The sequence below is a fragment of the Geothrix fermentans DSM 14018 genome (genome assembly GCF_000428885.1).
In the GTDB taxonomy this organism is placed as follows: Bacteria; Acidobacteriota; Holophagae; order Holophagales; family Holophagaceae; genus Geothrix; species Geothrix fermentans.
In genome coordinates this window covers 597,182-611,537 of sequence record NZ_KE386810.1, presented here as the reverse complement: position 1 = coordinate 611,537, position 14,356 = coordinate 597,182, and the positions used below count along the sequence as shown (strand labels likewise).

Sequence of the window (14,356 nt, the reverse complement as noted above, 5' to 3'; positions counted from 1 at the left end):
CGTACCTTCCCGAACCCCGCCACCCGCCAGGGTCGTCATCCCTCATGCTCATCGATTTCGCCGCGATCACCCATCCGGGCAAAGTCCGGAGGAACAACGAAGACGCCTACCTGCTGAGCGCGCTGGACGGCGAAGAGCCCATCATCAACGGACCGGCCCATTCGCTGCGGGTGGGCGAGCCGGGCCTCCTGGTGGCTGTGGCCGATGGCATGGGCGGGGCCGCCGCCGGGGAGGTGGCCAGCCGGGAAGGCCTGGCGGCGGTGGCCCTGTACCTCTTCGGCCACTGGGGCCGCCTCGCGCCGGGCAGGGGCCGGGAGACCGATCTGGTCAAGGCCCTGGAGGCCGCCGTACGGCAGGCCAGCGACGCCGTCCTGCGGTATTCCGACGACGACCGCACCGCCCGGGGCATGGGCTCCACCCTGACGGCGGCGGTCATCTGGAACGGCTGCGCCTATGTGGCGCAGATCGGCGACTCCCGGGCCTACCTGCTGCGCCAGGGCGAACTGCACCAGCTCACCGAGGACCAGACCCTTGTGAACGACCTGGTGGCCCAGGGCACGCTCACCCGCGAGCAGGCCCGCACCCATCCCCAGCGCAACATGATCACCCAGGCCCTGGGTTCGCCCCAGCCGCTGAAGGTGGCGCTGTCCCGCCTGGAGCTGCGCCGCGGCGACCGGCTGCTCTGCTGCTCCGACGGCCTTCACGGCGAAGTGGGCGACGGGCGCATCCGGGAGGTGCTGGACCAGAGCCTCAGCCCCCGGCGCAGCCTGGAACTCCTGCTGGACGAGGCCATCGCCCGGGGCGCCCGGGACAATGTCACCGGCGTCGTCCTGGTCCTCAACGATCCCTCCCTCCCCCTGCCCATGGCGGGGGAGCCCCTCCACCTGCTGCACCCGGACACCCGGAACCAGGCAGGCGGCTTCTGGGGCCGTCTGCGGAGCCTTTTCGGAGGCGGTGCCTCATGAGCATCCTTCAGGGGACCGTGTCCCTCAAACGCTTCCTGGTGCTGGGCCCCGTGCCCGACCCCAAGGATCTCCAGGCCGGCCTGGCGCAGGACCAGTTCCGCCCGTTCCAGGACGGGATGGAGGAGGAGCGCATCGGCTGGTGCGACTGGCGCAACCCCCTCATCACCCCGCCGGACGAGGACTGGGTCAGCCAGGAGCGCTTCGCCGTCTTCGGGCTCCGCATCGACACCCGCCGCGTGCCGCCGGCCCTGCTGAAGGCCCATGTGGACCTGCGCCTGCAGACCCTCCAGAAGGAGAAGGACCTCGCCTTCATCGGCAAGGAGGCCCGCATCTCCCTCCAGGATGAGGTCAAGCTCGAGCTGCTGCGCAAGGTGCTGCCCACGCCCAAGGTGGTGGAGGTGGCCTGGGACCTCAAGGGCGGCATCCTCTGGACCACGGCCTCGTCGAGCAAGGCCCAGGGCGCCCTCGCGAGCATCTTCATCAAATCGTTCGGCTGCGAGATCCACCCCCTGGCGCCCCTGGTGCTGGCGGGCCGGCTCAGTCCGGAACTGTCCGTGGAGGGCCTGATGGCCCTGGATCCGCTGGATCTCGAACTCGAGGAGGCCTAGGTGAAGCCGCTTGAACTCATGGAGCAGGGCCGCTTCCTCGGCGAGGAGTTCCTGCTCTGGCTCTGGATGCGCAGCATGGCCGAGGGTGGCGCCAGCGGCGAGGATGGCGACGGCTCTGGCTGCTTCGTGGACGACGCCATCCAGCTGGTCTCCGAGCGCGGCGAAGTGAAGGAGATCAGCCTCCGCAAGGGCAACCCGGCCGAGAGCCGCGAGGCCTTCGAGGCCCTGGCCCGCGGCATGCGCCCCGCCAAGATGAAGCTCCGCATCCTCTCCGGCGACCTGGAGTGGGTCTGCACCCTCAATGCCGCCACCCTGGACATGGGCACCCTCAAGCTGCCGCCAAGCACCGGCAAGGCGCCCCACGAGCGGCTCCACGACCGTCTCTTCCTGCTGGAGGAGGGCGCCGGGCACCTGGAGCGCCGCCTGAAAGGGTTCCTCCGGGCCCGCTCCGAGGATCCTGACGGTCTTCAGGAATCCATGCGGGCCTGGGTGAAGGCCGGGCGCTCCGGCGAGGCGTTGCCCACGGGCGAGGCCCCGTGGGAGGCCTGAGGTTCGGCATGGCCCTGCTCCTGCCCGCGGTGGTCGCCGCGGCGCAGGAGCCCGCGCCCGTGCTGGCGCACGCCCGCACGCCCGAGGGCCGGGCCATCCTCCTCCGGCTCCAGTTCCGGAAAGGTCTCAGCGTGGAAGGCAAGTCGCTGCCCAGGGCCTTCCTGGCCAAGGGGGCCGACCCCGGTGGGTGGGTGGGCTTCGAGTCCCTCAGCCCCCAGGGCAAGCGCTGGGCCCTGTCGGCCCTCTTCCCCGGGGACCAGTGGCGCCAGGAGGAGGTGCGCCACACCGTCCGCCATCCCGAGGTGGAATCCGTCTGGACCCTGGCGGCGCTCTTCACGGGCCATGGCCAGAACTACGACCGGCTCATGGCCGGGAATCCGGACCTGCCGGAGAAGCTGCGGGAGGGCGACGTCTGGCGCATCCCCCGCAGCCTGCTGTCGGCGGATCTCGGAGGGCCGGGGCGGGGTCCCGACCGCTCCCATCCCGAGGACGAGCTGGACGACGAGGCCCGCGTGGCGGCCTACCGCGGGATGCTCACCTTCGACGAGGACGCCCAGGGGAAGTTCGCAGCCTACCGCATGCGGAAGGGCGAGGCGCTGTATTCGAGCGTGGTGATCCGCTACACGGACCGGGTGGATCCCAAGGGCGTGAACGAGCTGGCGGACCTCATCGCCAAGCGCAGCGGCATCGCGGATGTGCGTGGCATCCAGCCCGGCCAGCTCGTCAAGATCCCCGTGGTCTATCTGGCGGACCCCTTCCAGTCCGAAGGCAGCTCGGGCCTGGCGGAGGAGCGCGAAGTCCGCGCCGAGGTGCGGCGCACGGCCCGCGTGGAGGCCGGCCCCAAGCTCAAGGGGGTGCGGATCATCCTGGATGCCGGCCATGGCGGCGTGGACCCCGGCGCCCGGGCCAACGGCCTCTGGGAATCGGATTTCGTCTACGACATCACCATGCGCGTGCGGCGGCTCCTGGAGCAGGAGACCGAGGCCCAGGTGAGCAGCACCATCCGCTACCCTGGCCTGGGCTTCAAGAGCCGCGAGACCATCCGCACGCCCAGCCGCGCCGCCGAGATCCTCACCAGCCCCCCCTTCGCCGTGGATGGCGAGAGTCCCTCGGCCGTGAGCGTCCACCTGCGCTGGGTACTGGCCAACGACCTCTTCGCGGACTTCCGGAAGACCCGGGGCGATGCCCAGAAGACCCTCTTCCTCAGCTTCCATGCCGACAGCCTGCACCCCTCGGCCCGGGGCTCGATGATCTATGTACCCGGGGCTGCTCTGGTGCCCTCCACCTTCGCCCTGGGCGGCGCGAAGACTGGCCGCGTGGCCGAGGCGCGGCGCTCGGCCCGGGTCGCCTTCACCGGTCGGGAGAAGCTCCAGGGTGAGGCCCGTGCCCGGCAGTTCTCCGAGGCCCTGCTGTCGGCCCTCCAGAAGGACAGCATCCCCGTCCACGCCAACCGGCCCATCCGCAACGTCATCCACCGTGGCCATGGGAAGTGGATCCCTGCCGTCATCCGATACAGCACCGGCGCGACCAAGGCCCTCATCGAAGTGGCCAACCTCACCAATGAGGACGACGCCGCCAACCTGCGCGACCCGGACTTCCGCGAGCGCTATGCCGTGGCGGTGGTGAATGCCATACGCGCGTACTACCGGCGGTAGCTGCGGAGCTGCGCCAAGGTGCCCTTGGCGCCGGAAGGAAAAGCATCAGAATGGGTGCGGAGGTCCCATGCGTCTGGTCCTGGTGGCGCTGCTGGTGCTGGCTGGCCTCGGCTGCCGGAAGCCCGAGGCCGTGGCGGCGCCGCAGGCGCGCCTCATCGTGCGCTACCTGGACCGGGACGCGGCGCTGGACCTGGCGGTGGCGCCGACGGAAGGTCCCTGGCGGGTGATGAACGCCGGACAGTGGGAACCCCTGGAAGTCCGCTGGAAACCAGGCCCGCCGCGCATCGGCGCCGCCGTGGTGGGCCGCACGGCCCCCGACTGGGTGCTGCTGGAGGATCCCGCCCAGGACACCCACCGCGTCGTCATGCGCGGTCCCGGCCCAGAAGAGCTCCGTGACCGCAACCAGCGCATGGACCCGGACGACCAGGAGGCCCTGGCCTTCCTGGGCATCCTCTGGGCGCTGGGGTGGGCGAGGTGGTGATTCCGCTTCCTCCGGTGGGACCCAGGGTGAGGTCGGGACCGGGTCCCTCCTGGAGCAGATGCAGCAGAGCTGGGCCGCTCTGGATGCCATCAGCATAGTCATCCAGTCCATCCTCTTTATCTTGGCTAAATTGTATTTTCAAAAGAGATGAGCCAGGATGAAGAAGCGCGGGAGGATGAGGGAATCTTCTCTGCGTCCGGCCTTTCTCATCCATCCCGGCAACCACTCTCTGAGGTCTCCATGACGACGACTCCCCTGGTGGGCATCCTGATGGGCTCCAAGAATGACTGGGAGACCATGCAGCACACGGCGCTGACCCTGAAGAGCCTGGGTGTTCCCTTCGAGGCCCATGTGGCCAGCGCGCACCGGACGCCGGAGAAGGTGGTCGAGTTCTGCAGGGGCGCCGAAGGGCGGGGCCTGAAGGTGATCATCGCGGCGGCGGGTGGCGCGGCGCACCTGGCGGGCGTCTGCGCAAGCAAGACGCATCTGCCCGTGCTGGGCGTGCCCATGAAGGGCTGGGCCACGGAAGGCATGGACGCGCTGCTCTCCACGGTGCAGATGCCCTCGGGCATTCCCGTGGGCACCCTGGCCATCGGCAAGGCCGGCGCCATCAATGCCGCCCTGCTGGCCACCTCGATCCTCTCGCTCACGGATGCGGGCATCCGCGACCGCTACCTGGCCCACCGCCAGGCGCAGACCGAGAAGGCGCTGGCGGACGACACCCTCGTGATGCCCTGACATGGATCGCGTCCACCTCATCACCCTGTCCGACCGCGCCTCCCGGGGCGAGTACCAGGATCAGTCCACGCCACTGCTGACGTCGTGGCTCAAGGGGCAGGGGGTGAAGGCCGTGACCGCATCGCTGATGCCGGATGATCCGGCGGCCCTGGAGGCGGACCTGCGTGCCGCGGTGGCCGCAGATGCGCCCCTGGTGCTCACCTGCGGGGGGACGGGCTTCGGCCCCCGAGACACCACGCCCGAGGCCACGCGTCGCGTCATGGAGCGCGAGGCGCCGGGCATCTGCGAGCTGATCCGCGCCAAGGGCGGCCATCCCCTGGCCTTCGCCAGCCGGGCCGTGTGCGGCATTGCGGGCCGGACTGTGATCCTCAACCTCTCCGGCCGGCCCGCCGCCGCCCTGGAGCAGATCCAGCTGGCCTGGCCCCTCCTCCTGCACGCGGTCTCCGTGCTGCGGAAGGAGGGCGCGGCCGGAGGACCCTGCACGTGAAGGTCTGGGCCCGCATCAACCACGTGGGCTGGGTGCACCTCTGGCGCCGCCGTGAGGACTTCGAGGCCGCTGAGCCTTCGGCTCACTTCCTCCATGGCAAGACGGACCCGCGCTGGGCGGAGGCCCCCCTCACCGTGGAGCAGCGGCGGGCCCTGGAGGCCGGGGAGCTGATCGAGATCGAGGATCCCGGGTTCTTCGACGACGAGGCCTGATCAGGGCGCCGGGGCGGCGGTGGCCGCTTCCAGCCGGTGGTACAGGGCCAGCAGGGAGCAGCTGAGCCAGAGATTCAGGGCGCCGCCCAGCAGGTTGAAGATCCAGAAGGCAGGGTGCTTCAGGCGGAGCAGGGCGCCGGGCCCCACCTCCGGGTCCACGGCCGGCAGCAGGCGATCCAGGGCCCAGCCCGCGGCGATCTGGTAGACCAGGGCCACCAGCAGCATGGCCAGCACGGCCTGGACGATCCGCGGCCACTGGCGGGCCATGGCGGTCTGGCTCCAGCGCAGGGCAGGAACAGGGGCGTCCCCCCGCAGCAGCACGCGCAGGGGAGCCCAGCCGAAGAGCGTGAGGACCAGGATGCCCGGAATCAGGAAGCACAGCAGGCCCAGGCCAATGGCCACGCTGAGGCCCAGGCGCAGGAGGAAGGCCCTCAGCCAGCGCCCTTCGAAGACCTCGCGCCAGCTTCTGGCGGGGTTGCCCGGCGCATCGCGGAGTTCCGCGTCGAGTTGCGCCTGCATGCGGGGGATGAAATACATCTCCAGGGGCAGCAGCCCCGCGAATCCGAAGATCGGCTGGATCAGCAGGCTGGGCCCCACCCGCGCCGCCAGCTCCAAGACCGGTCCCAGCTGGGCGAGGGCCATGGCCATCACGGCCAGCCCGAGGAAGGGCAGGGGATGGCGGCGGAGCATGGCGAGGCCCTCACGGAGGGCGCCGAGGTGGGACGGCATGGGCGTGCGCATCCCTCCAGGCTATCCGGGTCCGGGGCCTGGAACGCTGGGCTATCATCTTCCGCATCATGACGCCCGAAGCCCCTTGCCTCCTGGTGGCCAGCCCCTCCCTCCTGGACCCCAACTTCCTGCATACCGTGGTGCTGATCGTGGAGCATGACGAGGAGGGCGCCCTCGGGTTGATCCTCAACCGGCCCCTGCCGCTGGCCCTGGCCCAGGTCGGCGAGGAGGGGGGACTGGACTATGAGGGTTCCGAGGAAGCCACCGCCTGGCGAGGCGGACCCGTGGACCCGCAGCGGGGCATCCTCCTGGTGCAGGGCGGCCTGCCGGCCGAGGAGGACACAGTGGTGGACCTCACCCACTTCGTGAGCCACCGCAAGGACCTGCTGGAATCCCTGCTGGCGGATCCGCTGGCCCGCTACCGCCTCTTCCTGGGCTACGCCGGGTGGGGCCCGGGCCAGCTTGACCGCGAGCTGGAGATGGGGGCCTGGACCCGGCGCCCCGTGGTCTCCGAGTGGCTCATGCACCCGGACCCCACGGGCCTTTGGCAGGTCGCCCTGGCCAGCGGCGCCAACGGCTGAGTTCTGGCGTTTTCCCGCCTCGGCACCGGGGGCCTGTTATACGTGTATCAATTATTTTAATGATTTGTCATCTGTTCATTAAATTGATTGATTCAAAGGTAGACTTTCCGTCTCCATTTCTCAGGCAGGCCCACCCCGCTTCCCCGGAGGAACCGATGACCTGGACGCGACTCCTTCCTTTCGCCGCCATCCTGGGCGCGGGGCTCCCCCTGGCCGCGGCGGGGAGCGCCCCGGTGAACGACACGGGGACCACGGCGTGGATGCTGACCTCCACGACCCTGGTGCTGCTGATGGTGCCCGGGCTCGCCATGTTCTACGGCGGCCTGGTGCGCACCAAGAACGTGCTGGGGACGATGATGCACTCGTTCTCGGCCATGGCCGTGGTGGGCGTGCTCTGGACGGTCGTGGGCTACGCGCTGAGCTTCGGTCCCAACGCCCTCGGCGGTCTGGTGGGCTGGAGCCGGGACCTGGTGCTCCTGCGCGGCATCGACCATACGATCCTTCCGGCTGGCGTGCCCGAGTACGCCTTCGCCATGTTCCAGGGCAAGTTCGCCATCATCACTCCGGCCCTGATCGCCGGGGCGGTGGCCGAGCGCATCTCCTTCCGGGGCTGGGTCACCTTCATCACCCTGTGGGTGCTCCTCGTCTACTGCCCGCTCTGCCACTGGGTGTGGGCCTCCGACGGCTACTTCTTCAACCTCGGCGCCAAGGGGGCCATCGACTTCGCCGGCGGCACCGTGGTGCACATCTCCTCGGGCGTGGCCGGCCTGGCCCTGGCCCTCTTCCTGGGCGCCCGCCACGGCTATCCCAAGACCGCCATGGCCCCCAACAACCTGACCTTCACCCTCATCGGCGCCGGCCTGCTGTGGGTGGGCTGGTTCGGCTTCAATGCGGGCTCCTCCATCGCCTCGAACCTGGAGACGGCCCGGGCCCTCACGGTCACCCAGGTGGCCGCGGCAGCCGGCGCCCTCACCTGGATGCTCATCGAGATCATCCGCGAGGACAAGCCCACCAGCCTGGGCATGGCCTCGGGCATCCTCGCGGGCCTGGTGGTCATCACCCCGGCCGCGGGGGTGGTGCAGGTGGGCGGGGCCATCGCCCTCGGCGCCATCGCCTCCTGCACCTGCTACGGCATGATCCTGCTGAAGAACCGCCTGGGCTACGACGACTCCCTGGACGCCTTCGGCATCCACGGCACCGGCGGCATCGTGGGGGCCCTGGGCCTCACCTTCTTCATCCGCGGTTCCTGGTGGGCCGAGGCCGCGGCCAAGAGCCCGGGCTGGGGCCTGCTCTCCCAGCTGAAGGTCCAGGCCTTCGCCGTGGGGACAACCATCGTCTTCTCGGTGGCCATGACGCTGCTCATCGCCTACCTGGTGGAGAAGGTGGTCGGCTTCCGCGTGGCGGAGGGCGTGGAGAAGACCGGCCTCGACCATGAGATCCACGGGGAACGCGCCTACGGGCTGAATAACCTCAACTAGGCTGAATCAGGAGGCTCTGATGAAACTCATCACCGCCATCATCCCGGAGGAGAAGCTCGACGAGGTCCGCGAGGCCCTCATCGAAGCGGAGATCGAGCGCATCACCGTGTCCCGCGTCAGCGGCCATGGGCGCCAGAAGGAGATCTCGATCCAGCGCGGCAAGAAGGTGATCCCCAACCTGATTCCCAAGATCCAGATCACCATCGCCTGCAACGACGCCTTCGAGGACATCACCGTGGACACCATCATCCGCACCGCGCGCCACGGCGAGGGCGAGGTGGGCGACGGGAAGATCTTCGTCCAGGACCTGAAGGAGTGCATCCGCATCCGGACCGGCGAACGGGGCGGCCAGGCCATCTGAGGCGGATCGTCCGGCTGTCGTCCCGCCCGGATCTCAGCTAGGCTCGCGGCATGCGCAGCATCGTCTGGTTCCGTGGCAAGGACCTCCGCGTGGCGGACCACGGGCCGCTGTCCGAGGCGGCCGCCGCCGGCGAGGTAATTCCGCTCTTCGTGCTGGATCCCTACTTCTTCGCGCCGGACCGGGCGCGGGAGCTGCCCCACCGGATGCAGTTCCTGCTGGCCTCGCTGGCCTCCCTGGCCGCGAACCTGGCCCACCTGGGATCGGAGCTGATTCTGGTGGAGGGGCGGAGCGTGGCGGTGCTGCCCCGCCTGGCCGACAAGTGGAAGGCCGACCAGGTGCTGGCCCACCGCTGGGTGGAACCCTTCGGCCGGGAGCGTGACCGCCGGGTGGGCGAGGCCCTGGCCCGAGAGGGTGTCGCCTTCCGGCTGTTCGAGGGGGAGACCCTGCTGCCGCTGGGCTCGGTGCGGAACGGGCAGGGCGGCATGTTCCGGATCTTCACGCCCTTTGCGCGGGCCTGCGGGGCGAAGCTGGATCTGGAACCGGCACTGCCCGCCCCGCGTTCGCTCCCGCCGGTTCCCGCGGACATCCGGGCCGAAGCGGTGCCGATTCCTTCGATGCAGGCCCTGGGGCTCGCTCCCAATCCGCGCCTCCAGGAAGGCGGCGAGCGGGCCGCCCGCCAGCGCCTGAAGGCCTTCGTGGAGGAGCGCCTGACGGACTACGGGGCCGCCCGCGATCGCATGGACCGGCCCGGCACCTCGCGGCTCAGCGCGGACCTGAAGTTCGGCACGCTGTCCGTGCGGGCCGTGTGGCAGGCCGTGGCGGCGGCCGGGGCGGCGGCCGGGGCGGGCGAGTCCGCCCGCCGCTACCTGAACGAGCTGCTCTGGCGCGAGTTCAGCCACCACCTGCTCTGGGAGTGGCCGGAGGTGCTGGAGCGCCCCTTCCGTCCCGAGTTCGCAGGCTTCCCCTGGCGGGAGGACGAGGCGGGCTGGGCGGCCTGGACGCAGGGATGCACGGGGTACCCGGTGGTGGATGCGGCGGCCCGGCAGCTGCGGGCCGAAGGCTTCGTCCACAACCGGGCCCGCATGGTGGCGGCCAGCTTCCTGGCCAAGCACCTGCTCATCGACTACCGGCAGGGCGAGGCCCACTACCTGCGCTGGCTCACGGATGGCGACTGGGCTGCCAACAACCTGGGCTGGCAGTGGAGCGCCGGGTGTGGCTGCGACGCCCAGCCATGGTTCCGCATCTTCAACCCCGTGACCCAGGGGCGGACCTTCGATCCCCGCGGCGACTACGTCAGACGCTGGGTCCCGGAACTGGCGGACTGTCCCGAAGCCTTCATCCACGAGCCATGGAGGGCGCCCCGCGACCTGCGCCGCCGCCTGGACTACCCGGAGCTCATCGTGGACCACGCGGCGGCCCGGGAGCGGTTCCTGGCGGTGGCGAAAGACCACCTGGGCCGGCCCACGCCCTGATAGAGTGGGAAGGGCGCAAGCCACTGATTCCTTGTGTTTTATTGACTTACAGGTATCGCATGCACACCATCCGATTCGACGGCAAGAAACCCGGCACCGCGGAATGCGAACAGGAGACCGCGCTGCTGGCGGCCAGCGCCCGGGCCGGCGTGCCCCTGAACCACCGCTGCGGAGGCCACGCCCGCTGTGGCACCTGCCTCGTCACCGTGGTCGAGGGCGCCGAGCACCTGAGCGAGAAGGGCAACGCCGAGCGCCGCGTGCTGGAGGTGCTCAAAGCCGGTCCCGATCAGCGCCTCGCCTGCCAGGCCTGGGCCCGGGGCGATGTCTCCGTGAAGTACTGATCGGATTTCCCCCTCCATCCGCTCTTGAAAAAGGCATGAATAAGCGGAGGTATGCGGAAGAGCCGAGGAGAGCTGAGAAAATCACCTTTTCTAGCTCCGCTTCCATCTCAGGTGTTCTTTCGAACACCATCCAGATGCGTACCGGCCTGGCTATGCGATGGGCCGGCGCCCTTCCATGGCGCGGTCCAGGGTGAGTTCGTCGGCGTATTCCAGATCGCTGCCGATCGGGAGGCCCAGGCCGATGCGGGTGGTGCGGATGCCGATGGGCTCGAGGATGCGGGCCAGCCAGCTGGCGGTGGCCTCGCCGTCCACGGTGGGGTTGGTGGCCAGGATGATCTCCTGGATGGCGCCGTCCTCCAGGCGCTTGAGCAGCTCGCGGATGCGCAGCTGGTCCGGCCCCACGCCGCGCAGGGGCGAGATGAGGCCGCCCAGCACGTGGTAGCGGCCCCGGAAGTGGCCGCTGCGTTCGAAGCTGAGCACGTTGGAGGCTTCGGCCACGATGACGAGGCTGGCGGGATCGCGCCGGGGATCCAGGCAGATGGGGCAGGTGGGCTGGTCCGTGAAGGCGCCGCAGACCTGGCAGAAGCCCACCTTGTCGGCGGCCTGCTGCAGCTGTTGGGCCAGGTGGGCCATGGCCTCCGGCCCCTCCTTGAGCAGGTGCAGGGCCATGCGCTGGGCGGACTTCGCCCCTACGCCCGGAAGCTTCTGGAGGCTCTCCACCACGGCCTCGAGCGGCGGCGGCAGCTTCATGGTTTGGACCCAACCTGGACGAAAGGATTCACCACGGAGGCACAGAGATCACTGAGGTTACACGGAGAGTCACAGAGGCTCTGTGTTTCCTCGGTGGTTTTTCTCTGTGCCCTCGGTGTCTCCGTGGTGAATCTCATAATCCCAGTCCGGGGATGCCCAGGCCCGCGCCCATGCCGCCCATCTGCTTCTTCATGGCCTCGTCCACCTTGCCCGTGGCGTCGCGAAAGGCGGCCATGAGCAGGTCTTCGAGCATGGAGGGATCCTCGGGATCCATGGCGTCCTTGGCGATGGAGAGGCCCATCAGCTCCTTGGAACCGTTCAGGGTGACCTTCACCAGCTCGCCGCCGGCGGTGCCCTCGATGCGCAGGTTCGCCTGGGCCTCGGCGAGCTTCGCCTGCATCTGCTGGGCCTGTTTCATCAGGAAGCGCATGTCCATGTCAGTCTCCGGGAAGAGGGGTGGGAGCAGGCTTGGGCCGGCGCAGGCGGTGCGCCAGCCGGAGCATGAGGAAATATCCCACGGGAAGGGCCAGGGCGCTCATGACGAACCCGCCCAGCAGATAGGGCGCGAGGATGGGCTTGAGCATGGCCGCGGCGGCCTGGAAGCCCTCGCGGGTGGCGAAGCTGTGCCAGCCGAAGCTCTTCCAGTCCACCCCGCTGAGATCCAGGTGGAGTCCCCGGCCCAGCAGGAGGTTGCCGAGCAGGGCGGAGCCCGTGGCCATGGGCACCATGGTCCAGGGGTTGTTGGTGAAGGCGCCCAGGAAGGTGAGGGGCCGGTGCAGCTTCTTCACCAGGGCGCAGGCCACCAGGATGATGGCGGTGTGGGTGCCCAGCAGGGGGTTCCAGGCGATGGAAAAGCCCAGGGCGAAGCTCCAGGCCAGGTGGTGCGGCTCCAGATCCGGATCGGCCAGGAACCGCTTGGTGCGGGCCCAGATGTGCGTTTTGTCGCGATGCTTCATGAAGGTCCGAAGTGGTCGAAGCTGAGGTCGGGCAGGGGGCGGAGCGAACCTCCATCATAGGCGAGCAGAGGCGATTCGCCGCGGGGCAGGGCCTCGCCCACGGGAATCAGCGGCAGGCCGAGGCGCGCCTCCAGTTCCGCCTGGGGCAGGGCGGCGCCGAAGCAGCGGGCGTAGTCCTCGCCGCCCCGCAGCATGTCCTCGTCCAGGCCGGGTTCCACGGCGATGCTGAGGCCTGAGGCCTCGGCCAGGTTGCGAAGGTCCCGGCTCAGGCCATCCGACAGGTCCAGGCAGGCGTGGACTTCGGGCAGCTCCGCCAGGCGCGGGCCCAGGCCCAGTCTGGGCCGGGGCGCCAGATGGGCCGCCAGATCCGCGTCTGGCCGGGAAGGGTTCCAGCGCTGGCCCGCCTGGAGCTTCCGCAGGCCCCGCAGGCTGGCGCCGGGGGGCTGGTCCACGAAGATCCGATCGCCGGGCCTCAGGCCATCCCGCCTCAACCAGCGCACCGCGTGGCCGAAGGCCGTGAGACCCAGGCCCAGGCCTGCGGGACGGCCCACCGTATCTCCGCCCAGAACTTGCACCTCCGCCTCGCGGGAGGCCCCGGCCAGGCCCTCCAGGAAGGCGTCAAGCCATGGTCCGTCGATCTCCGGGCCCAGGGCCAGGGTGAGGGTGTAGCCGAAGGGCCTGGCGCCCGAGGCATCCAGATCCGAAAGGTTCACCATCAACAGCTTGCGAGCCAGGAGGTCCGGCGGGTGCCAGTCCAGGCGGAAGTGCTGGCCGGATTCCATGAGGTCCGTGGTGACCAGCAGGGTCTGGCCTGGCGGAGGGGCGGGCAGGGCACCGCAGTCGTCCAGGAGCGTGCCGCCGCCGGGCAGCAGCTCCCGGATCCGGGCGAGAATTCCCGTCTCCCTCAGGCGCATGGGCGGACCTCCGTCACAAGTCCAGTCTCCCACGCCTCTGGAGGCGAGGGGACGCTTGGTCCGGGGCCCGCGCGATGCTAGTTTGATTGGGTTCGCCCCTGCCAGGGCCCCCATTGAATCTCGAGGAGACGACCATGGCCATCACCAAAGTCTGGATCGACGAAGGCTGCATCGTGTGCAATGCCTGCGAGGCCGAGTGCCCCGACGTGTTCCACGTCACCGACACCAGCTGCAACATCAACGGCTCCGTGCGCGAGGACGGCATCGATTCCGAGAACCGGGATGAGCAGAGCCCCCTCTCCGGCAGCTTCGGCACCGACCTGGAGGCCAGCATCGAGGCCGCCGCGGCCGGCTGCCCTGTGGAAGTCATCAAGTTCGAGAAGGCCTGAGGACAGTCTTCAGGGATCAGTCTCCAGTAGCGAAGCGGGCGCCGGAAGGCGCCCGCTTCGTATCTTTTACTGAGGACTGAGGACTGAGGACTGAAGACTGTCCCCGTCATCTGCGTCACCATGGAAGATCACCCGGAGGCCCCCATGCTCACCCGTCTGCAGGCCGATCTGAAAACCGCCATGCTGGCTCGGGACGCCGCCCGGACCCAGGTGCTCCGCATGGCCCTGGCCGCCTACAAGAACGAGGCCGTGGCCAAGGGGCTGGGCCCCCAGGGGACCCTGGAGGAGGGCGATGCCCTGGCCGTCCTCAAGCGGCTGGTGAAGTCCCGGGAGGACAGCATCGCCCAGTTCGAGAAGGTGGGGCAGGCCGACCGGGCCGCCCAGGAGCGGGCGGAGATCGAGCTGCTCAAGCCCTATCTGCCGGCCATGATCGAGGGCCCGGCCCTGGAGGCGGCCGTGAAGGCCGCCATCGCCCAGACCGGCGCCGCCACCAAGAAGGACATGGGCCAGGTCATGAAGGCCCTCCAGGCCGCGCACGGCGCCGCCTTCGACGGCAAGGCCGCCAGCGCGCTCGTGCAGAGCCTTCTGGCCTGACGCCGCCCGATCGACGGAGGCCGCGGAGCTCCGGACGTTCGGGCCGGGCTTCGCCTGGCCCGAACGTGGGGGTCGAAGGGGGGACATCGCGAGCAA

At 69.6% G+C, this 14,356-nt stretch carries 20 protein-coding genes; 15 read left to right on the top strand and 5 right to left on the bottom strand.

Annotated elements, in window-relative coordinates; genetic code table 11:
* Positions 1–44 precede the first annotated feature (44 nt).
* The 8 genes from G398_RS18475 to G398_RS0113300 all read left to right on the top strand — a co-directional run bounded on the left by G398_RS18475 (position 45) and on the right by G398_RS0113300 (position 5,695).
* Positions 45–965 (top strand): PP2C family protein-serine/threonine phosphatase, encoded by a 921-nt coding sequence (locus G398_RS18475; RefSeq protein ID WP_052571956.1) that lies wholly within the window; start codon positions 45–47, stop codon positions 963–965.
* Positions 962–1,573 carry a recombination-associated protein RdgC gene (gene rdgC / locus G398_RS0113335; protein ID WP_026853965.1) on the top strand — a complete coding sequence of 204 codons (612 nt, stop codon included), beginning with the start codon at positions 962–964 and terminating at the stop codon, positions 1,571–1,573. The genes G398_RS18475 and rdgC overlap by 4 nt, the downstream gene beginning before the upstream one ends.
* On the top strand, positions 1,574–2,122 hold the full coding sequence (locus tag G398_RS0113330) for a hypothetical protein (RefSeq protein ID WP_026853964.1): 549 nt from the start codon (positions 1,574–1,576) through the stop codon (positions 2,120–2,122). It abuts the gene before it with no gap.
* A gap of 8 nt (positions 2,123–2,130) precedes the next feature.
* Positions 2,131–3,777, top strand: coding sequence for an N-acetylmuramoyl-L-alanine amidase family protein (locus G398_RS20890; protein WP_026853963.1), 1,647 nt, complete (start codon positions 2,131–2,133; stop codon positions 3,775–3,777).
* Between the two features lie 67 nt (positions 3,778–3,844).
* Positions 3,845–4,258 (top strand): hypothetical protein, encoded by a 414-nt coding sequence (locus G398_RS0113320; protein ID WP_026853962.1) that lies wholly within the window; start codon positions 3,845–3,847, stop codon positions 4,256–4,258.
* A gap of 240 nt (positions 4,259–4,498) precedes the next feature.
* The gene (gene purE, locus G398_RS0113310) at positions 4,499–4,996 is read left to right on the top strand and encodes a 5-(carboxyamino)imidazole ribonucleotide mutase (RefSeq protein WP_026853961.1); all 498 of its coding nucleotides are present in this window, start codon (positions 4,499–4,501) and stop codon (positions 4,994–4,996) included.
* 1 nt (position 4,997) lies between these two features.
* The gene (locus tag G398_RS0113305) at positions 4,998–5,483 is read left to right on the top strand and encodes a MogA/MoaB family molybdenum cofactor biosynthesis protein (protein WP_026853960.1); all 486 of its coding nucleotides are present in this window, start codon (positions 4,998–5,000) and stop codon (positions 5,481–5,483) included.
* On the top strand, positions 5,480–5,695 hold the full coding sequence (locus G398_RS0113300) for a hypothetical protein (RefSeq protein WP_026853959.1): 216 nt from the start codon (positions 5,480–5,482) through the stop codon (positions 5,693–5,695). The genes G398_RS0113305 and G398_RS0113300 overlap by 4 nt, the downstream gene beginning before the upstream one ends.
* Here the strand turns inward: G398_RS0113300 and G398_RS0113295 are convergent, their stop codons facing one another.
* Positions 5,696–6,436 (bottom strand): hypothetical protein, encoded by a 741-nt coding sequence (locus tag G398_RS0113295; protein ID WP_026853958.1) that lies wholly within the window; start codon positions 6,434–6,436, stop codon positions 5,696–5,698.
* An 83-nt stretch (positions 6,437–6,519) separates the two neighbouring features.
* Between G398_RS0113295 and G398_RS0113290 the strand changes: the two genes are divergently transcribed.
* The 5 genes from G398_RS0113290 (at position 6,520) to G398_RS20885 (ending at position 10,657) form a co-directional block, all read left to right on the top strand.
* Positions 6,520–7,005: a YqgE/AlgH family protein gene (locus G398_RS0113290; protein WP_169720669.1), complete on the top strand. Its 486-nt coding sequence runs from the start codon at positions 6,520–6,522 to the stop codon at positions 7,003–7,005.
* Positions 7,006–7,160: 155 nt separating this feature from the next.
* The gene (locus G398_RS0113285; RefSeq protein WP_026853956.1) at positions 7,161–8,483 is read left to right on the top strand and encodes an ammonium transporter; all 1,323 of its coding nucleotides are present in this window, start codon (positions 7,161–7,163) and stop codon (positions 8,481–8,483) included.
* 19 nt (positions 8,484–8,502) lie between these two features.
* Positions 8,503–8,844, top strand: a complete 342-nt coding sequence (locus tag G398_RS0113280; RefSeq protein ID WP_026853955.1) for a P-II family nitrogen regulator — start codon at positions 8,503–8,505, stop codon at positions 8,842–8,844.
* Positions 8,845–8,894: 50 nt separating this feature from the next.
* Positions 8,895–10,316, top strand: coding sequence for a cryptochrome/photolyase family protein (locus tag G398_RS0113275; RefSeq protein WP_026853954.1), 1,422 nt, complete (start codon positions 8,895–8,897; stop codon positions 10,314–10,316).
* 59 nt (positions 10,317–10,375) lie between these two features.
* On the top strand, positions 10,376–10,657 hold the full coding sequence (locus G398_RS20885) for a 2Fe-2S iron-sulfur cluster-binding protein (protein ID WP_052571955.1): 282 nt from the start codon (positions 10,376–10,378) through the stop codon (positions 10,655–10,657).
* Between the two features lie 150 nt (positions 10,658–10,807).
* Here G398_RS20885 and recR read toward each other — a convergent pair whose 3' ends face one another.
* The 4 genes from recR to G398_RS18465 all read right to left on the bottom strand — a co-directional run bounded on the left by recR (position 10,808) and on the right by G398_RS18465 (position 13,277).
* A complete protein-coding gene (recR, locus tag G398_RS0113265) occupies positions 10,808–11,407 on the bottom strand; it encodes a recombination mediator RecR (protein ID WP_026853953.1) in 600 nt (199 codons plus the stop codon).
* A 133-nt stretch (positions 11,408–11,540) separates the two neighbouring features.
* A complete protein-coding gene (locus tag G398_RS0113260) occupies positions 11,541–11,843 on the bottom strand; it encodes a YbaB/EbfC family nucleoid-associated protein (RefSeq protein WP_026853952.1) in 303 nt (100 codons plus the stop codon).
* A 1-nt stretch (position 11,844) separates the two neighbouring features.
* Positions 11,845–12,363: a DUF2062 domain-containing protein gene (locus G398_RS0113255; protein ID WP_026853951.1), complete on the bottom strand. Its 519-nt coding sequence runs from the start codon at positions 12,361–12,363 to the stop codon at positions 11,845–11,847.
* On the bottom strand, positions 12,360–13,277 hold the full coding sequence (locus G398_RS18465; RefSeq protein ID WP_052571954.1) for a thiamine-phosphate kinase: 918 nt from the start codon (positions 13,275–13,277) through the stop codon (positions 12,360–12,362). Before G398_RS18465 ends, G398_RS0113255 begins: the two co-directional genes overlap by 4 nt.
* Before the next feature lie 134 nt (positions 13,278–13,411).
* Between G398_RS18465 and G398_RS0113245 the strand changes: the two genes are divergently transcribed.
* Both G398_RS0113245 and G398_RS0113240 read left to right on the top strand, forming a co-directional pair.
* On the top strand, positions 13,412–13,666 hold the full coding sequence (locus tag G398_RS0113245) for a ferredoxin (protein ID WP_026853950.1): 255 nt from the start codon (positions 13,412–13,414) through the stop codon (positions 13,664–13,666).
* Positions 13,667–13,810: 144 nt separating this feature from the next.
* Positions 13,811–14,260 (top strand): GatB/YqeY domain-containing protein, encoded by a 450-nt coding sequence (locus tag G398_RS0113240; RefSeq protein WP_026853949.1) that lies wholly within the window; start codon positions 13,811–13,813, stop codon positions 14,258–14,260.
* Positions 14,261–14,356 lie beyond the last annotated feature (96 nt).

Bases quoted from the DNA above. Each gene is read 5' to 3' on its own strand.
- recR (WP_026853953.1), bottom strand. From the start codon at position 11,407: ATGAAGCTGCCGCCGCCGCTCGAGGCCGTGGTGGAGAGCCTCCAGAAG.
- G398_RS0113320 (WP_026853962.1), top strand. From the start codon at position 3,845: ATGCGTCTGGTCCTGGTGGCGCTGCTGGTGCTGGCTGGCCTCGGCTGC.
- G398_RS0113245 (WP_026853950.1), top strand. From the start codon at position 13,412: ATGGCCATCACCAAAGTCTGGATCGACGAAGGCTGCATCGTGTGCAAT.
- G398_RS20890 (WP_026853963.1), top strand. From the start codon at position 2,131: ATGGCCCTGCTCCTGCCCGCGGTGGTCGCCGCGGCGCAGGAGCCCGCG.
- G398_RS0113280 (WP_026853955.1), top strand. From the start codon at position 8,503: ATGAAACTCATCACCGCCATCATCCCGGAGGAGAAGCTCGACGAGGTC.
- G398_RS0113275 (WP_026853954.1), top strand. From the start codon at position 8,895: ATGCGCAGCATCGTCTGGTTCCGTGGCAAGGACCTCCGCGTGGCGGAC.
- G398_RS18465 (WP_052571954.1), bottom strand. From the start codon at position 13,277: ATGCGCCTGAGGGAGACGGGAATTCTCGCCCGGATCCGGGAGCTGCTG.
- G398_RS0113305 (WP_026853960.1), top strand. From the start codon at position 4,998: ATGGATCGCGTCCACCTCATCACCCTGTCCGACCGCGCCTCCCGGGGC.
- G398_RS0113285 (WP_026853956.1), top strand. From the start codon at position 7,161: ATGACCTGGACGCGACTCCTTCCTTTCGCCGCCATCCTGGGCGCGGGG.
- G398_RS0113240 (WP_026853949.1), top strand. From the start codon at position 13,811: ATGCTCACCCGTCTGCAGGCCGATCTGAAAACCGCCATGCTGGCTCGG.
- G398_RS0113260 (WP_026853952.1), bottom strand. From the start codon at position 11,843: ATGGACATGCGCTTCCTGATGAAACAGGCCCAGCAGATGCAGGCGAAG.
- purE (WP_026853961.1), top strand. From the start codon at position 4,499: ATGACGACGACTCCCCTGGTGGGCATCCTGATGGGCTCCAAGAATGAC.
- G398_RS20885 (WP_052571955.1), top strand. From the start codon at position 10,376: ATGCACACCATCCGATTCGACGGCAAGAAACCCGGCACCGCGGAATGC.
- G398_RS18475 (WP_052571956.1), top strand. From the start codon at position 45: ATGCTCATCGATTTCGCCGCGATCACCCATCCGGGCAAAGTCCGGAGG.
- rdgC (WP_026853965.1), top strand. From the start codon at position 962: ATGAGCATCCTTCAGGGGACCGTGTCCCTCAAACGCTTCCTGGTGCTG.
- G398_RS0113255 (WP_026853951.1), bottom strand. From the start codon at position 12,363: ATGAAGCATCGCGACAAAACGCACATCTGGGCCCGCACCAAGCGGTTC.
- G398_RS0113295 (WP_026853958.1), bottom strand. From the start codon at position 6,436: ATGCGCACGCCCATGCCGTCCCACCTCGGCGCCCTCCGTGAGGGCCTC.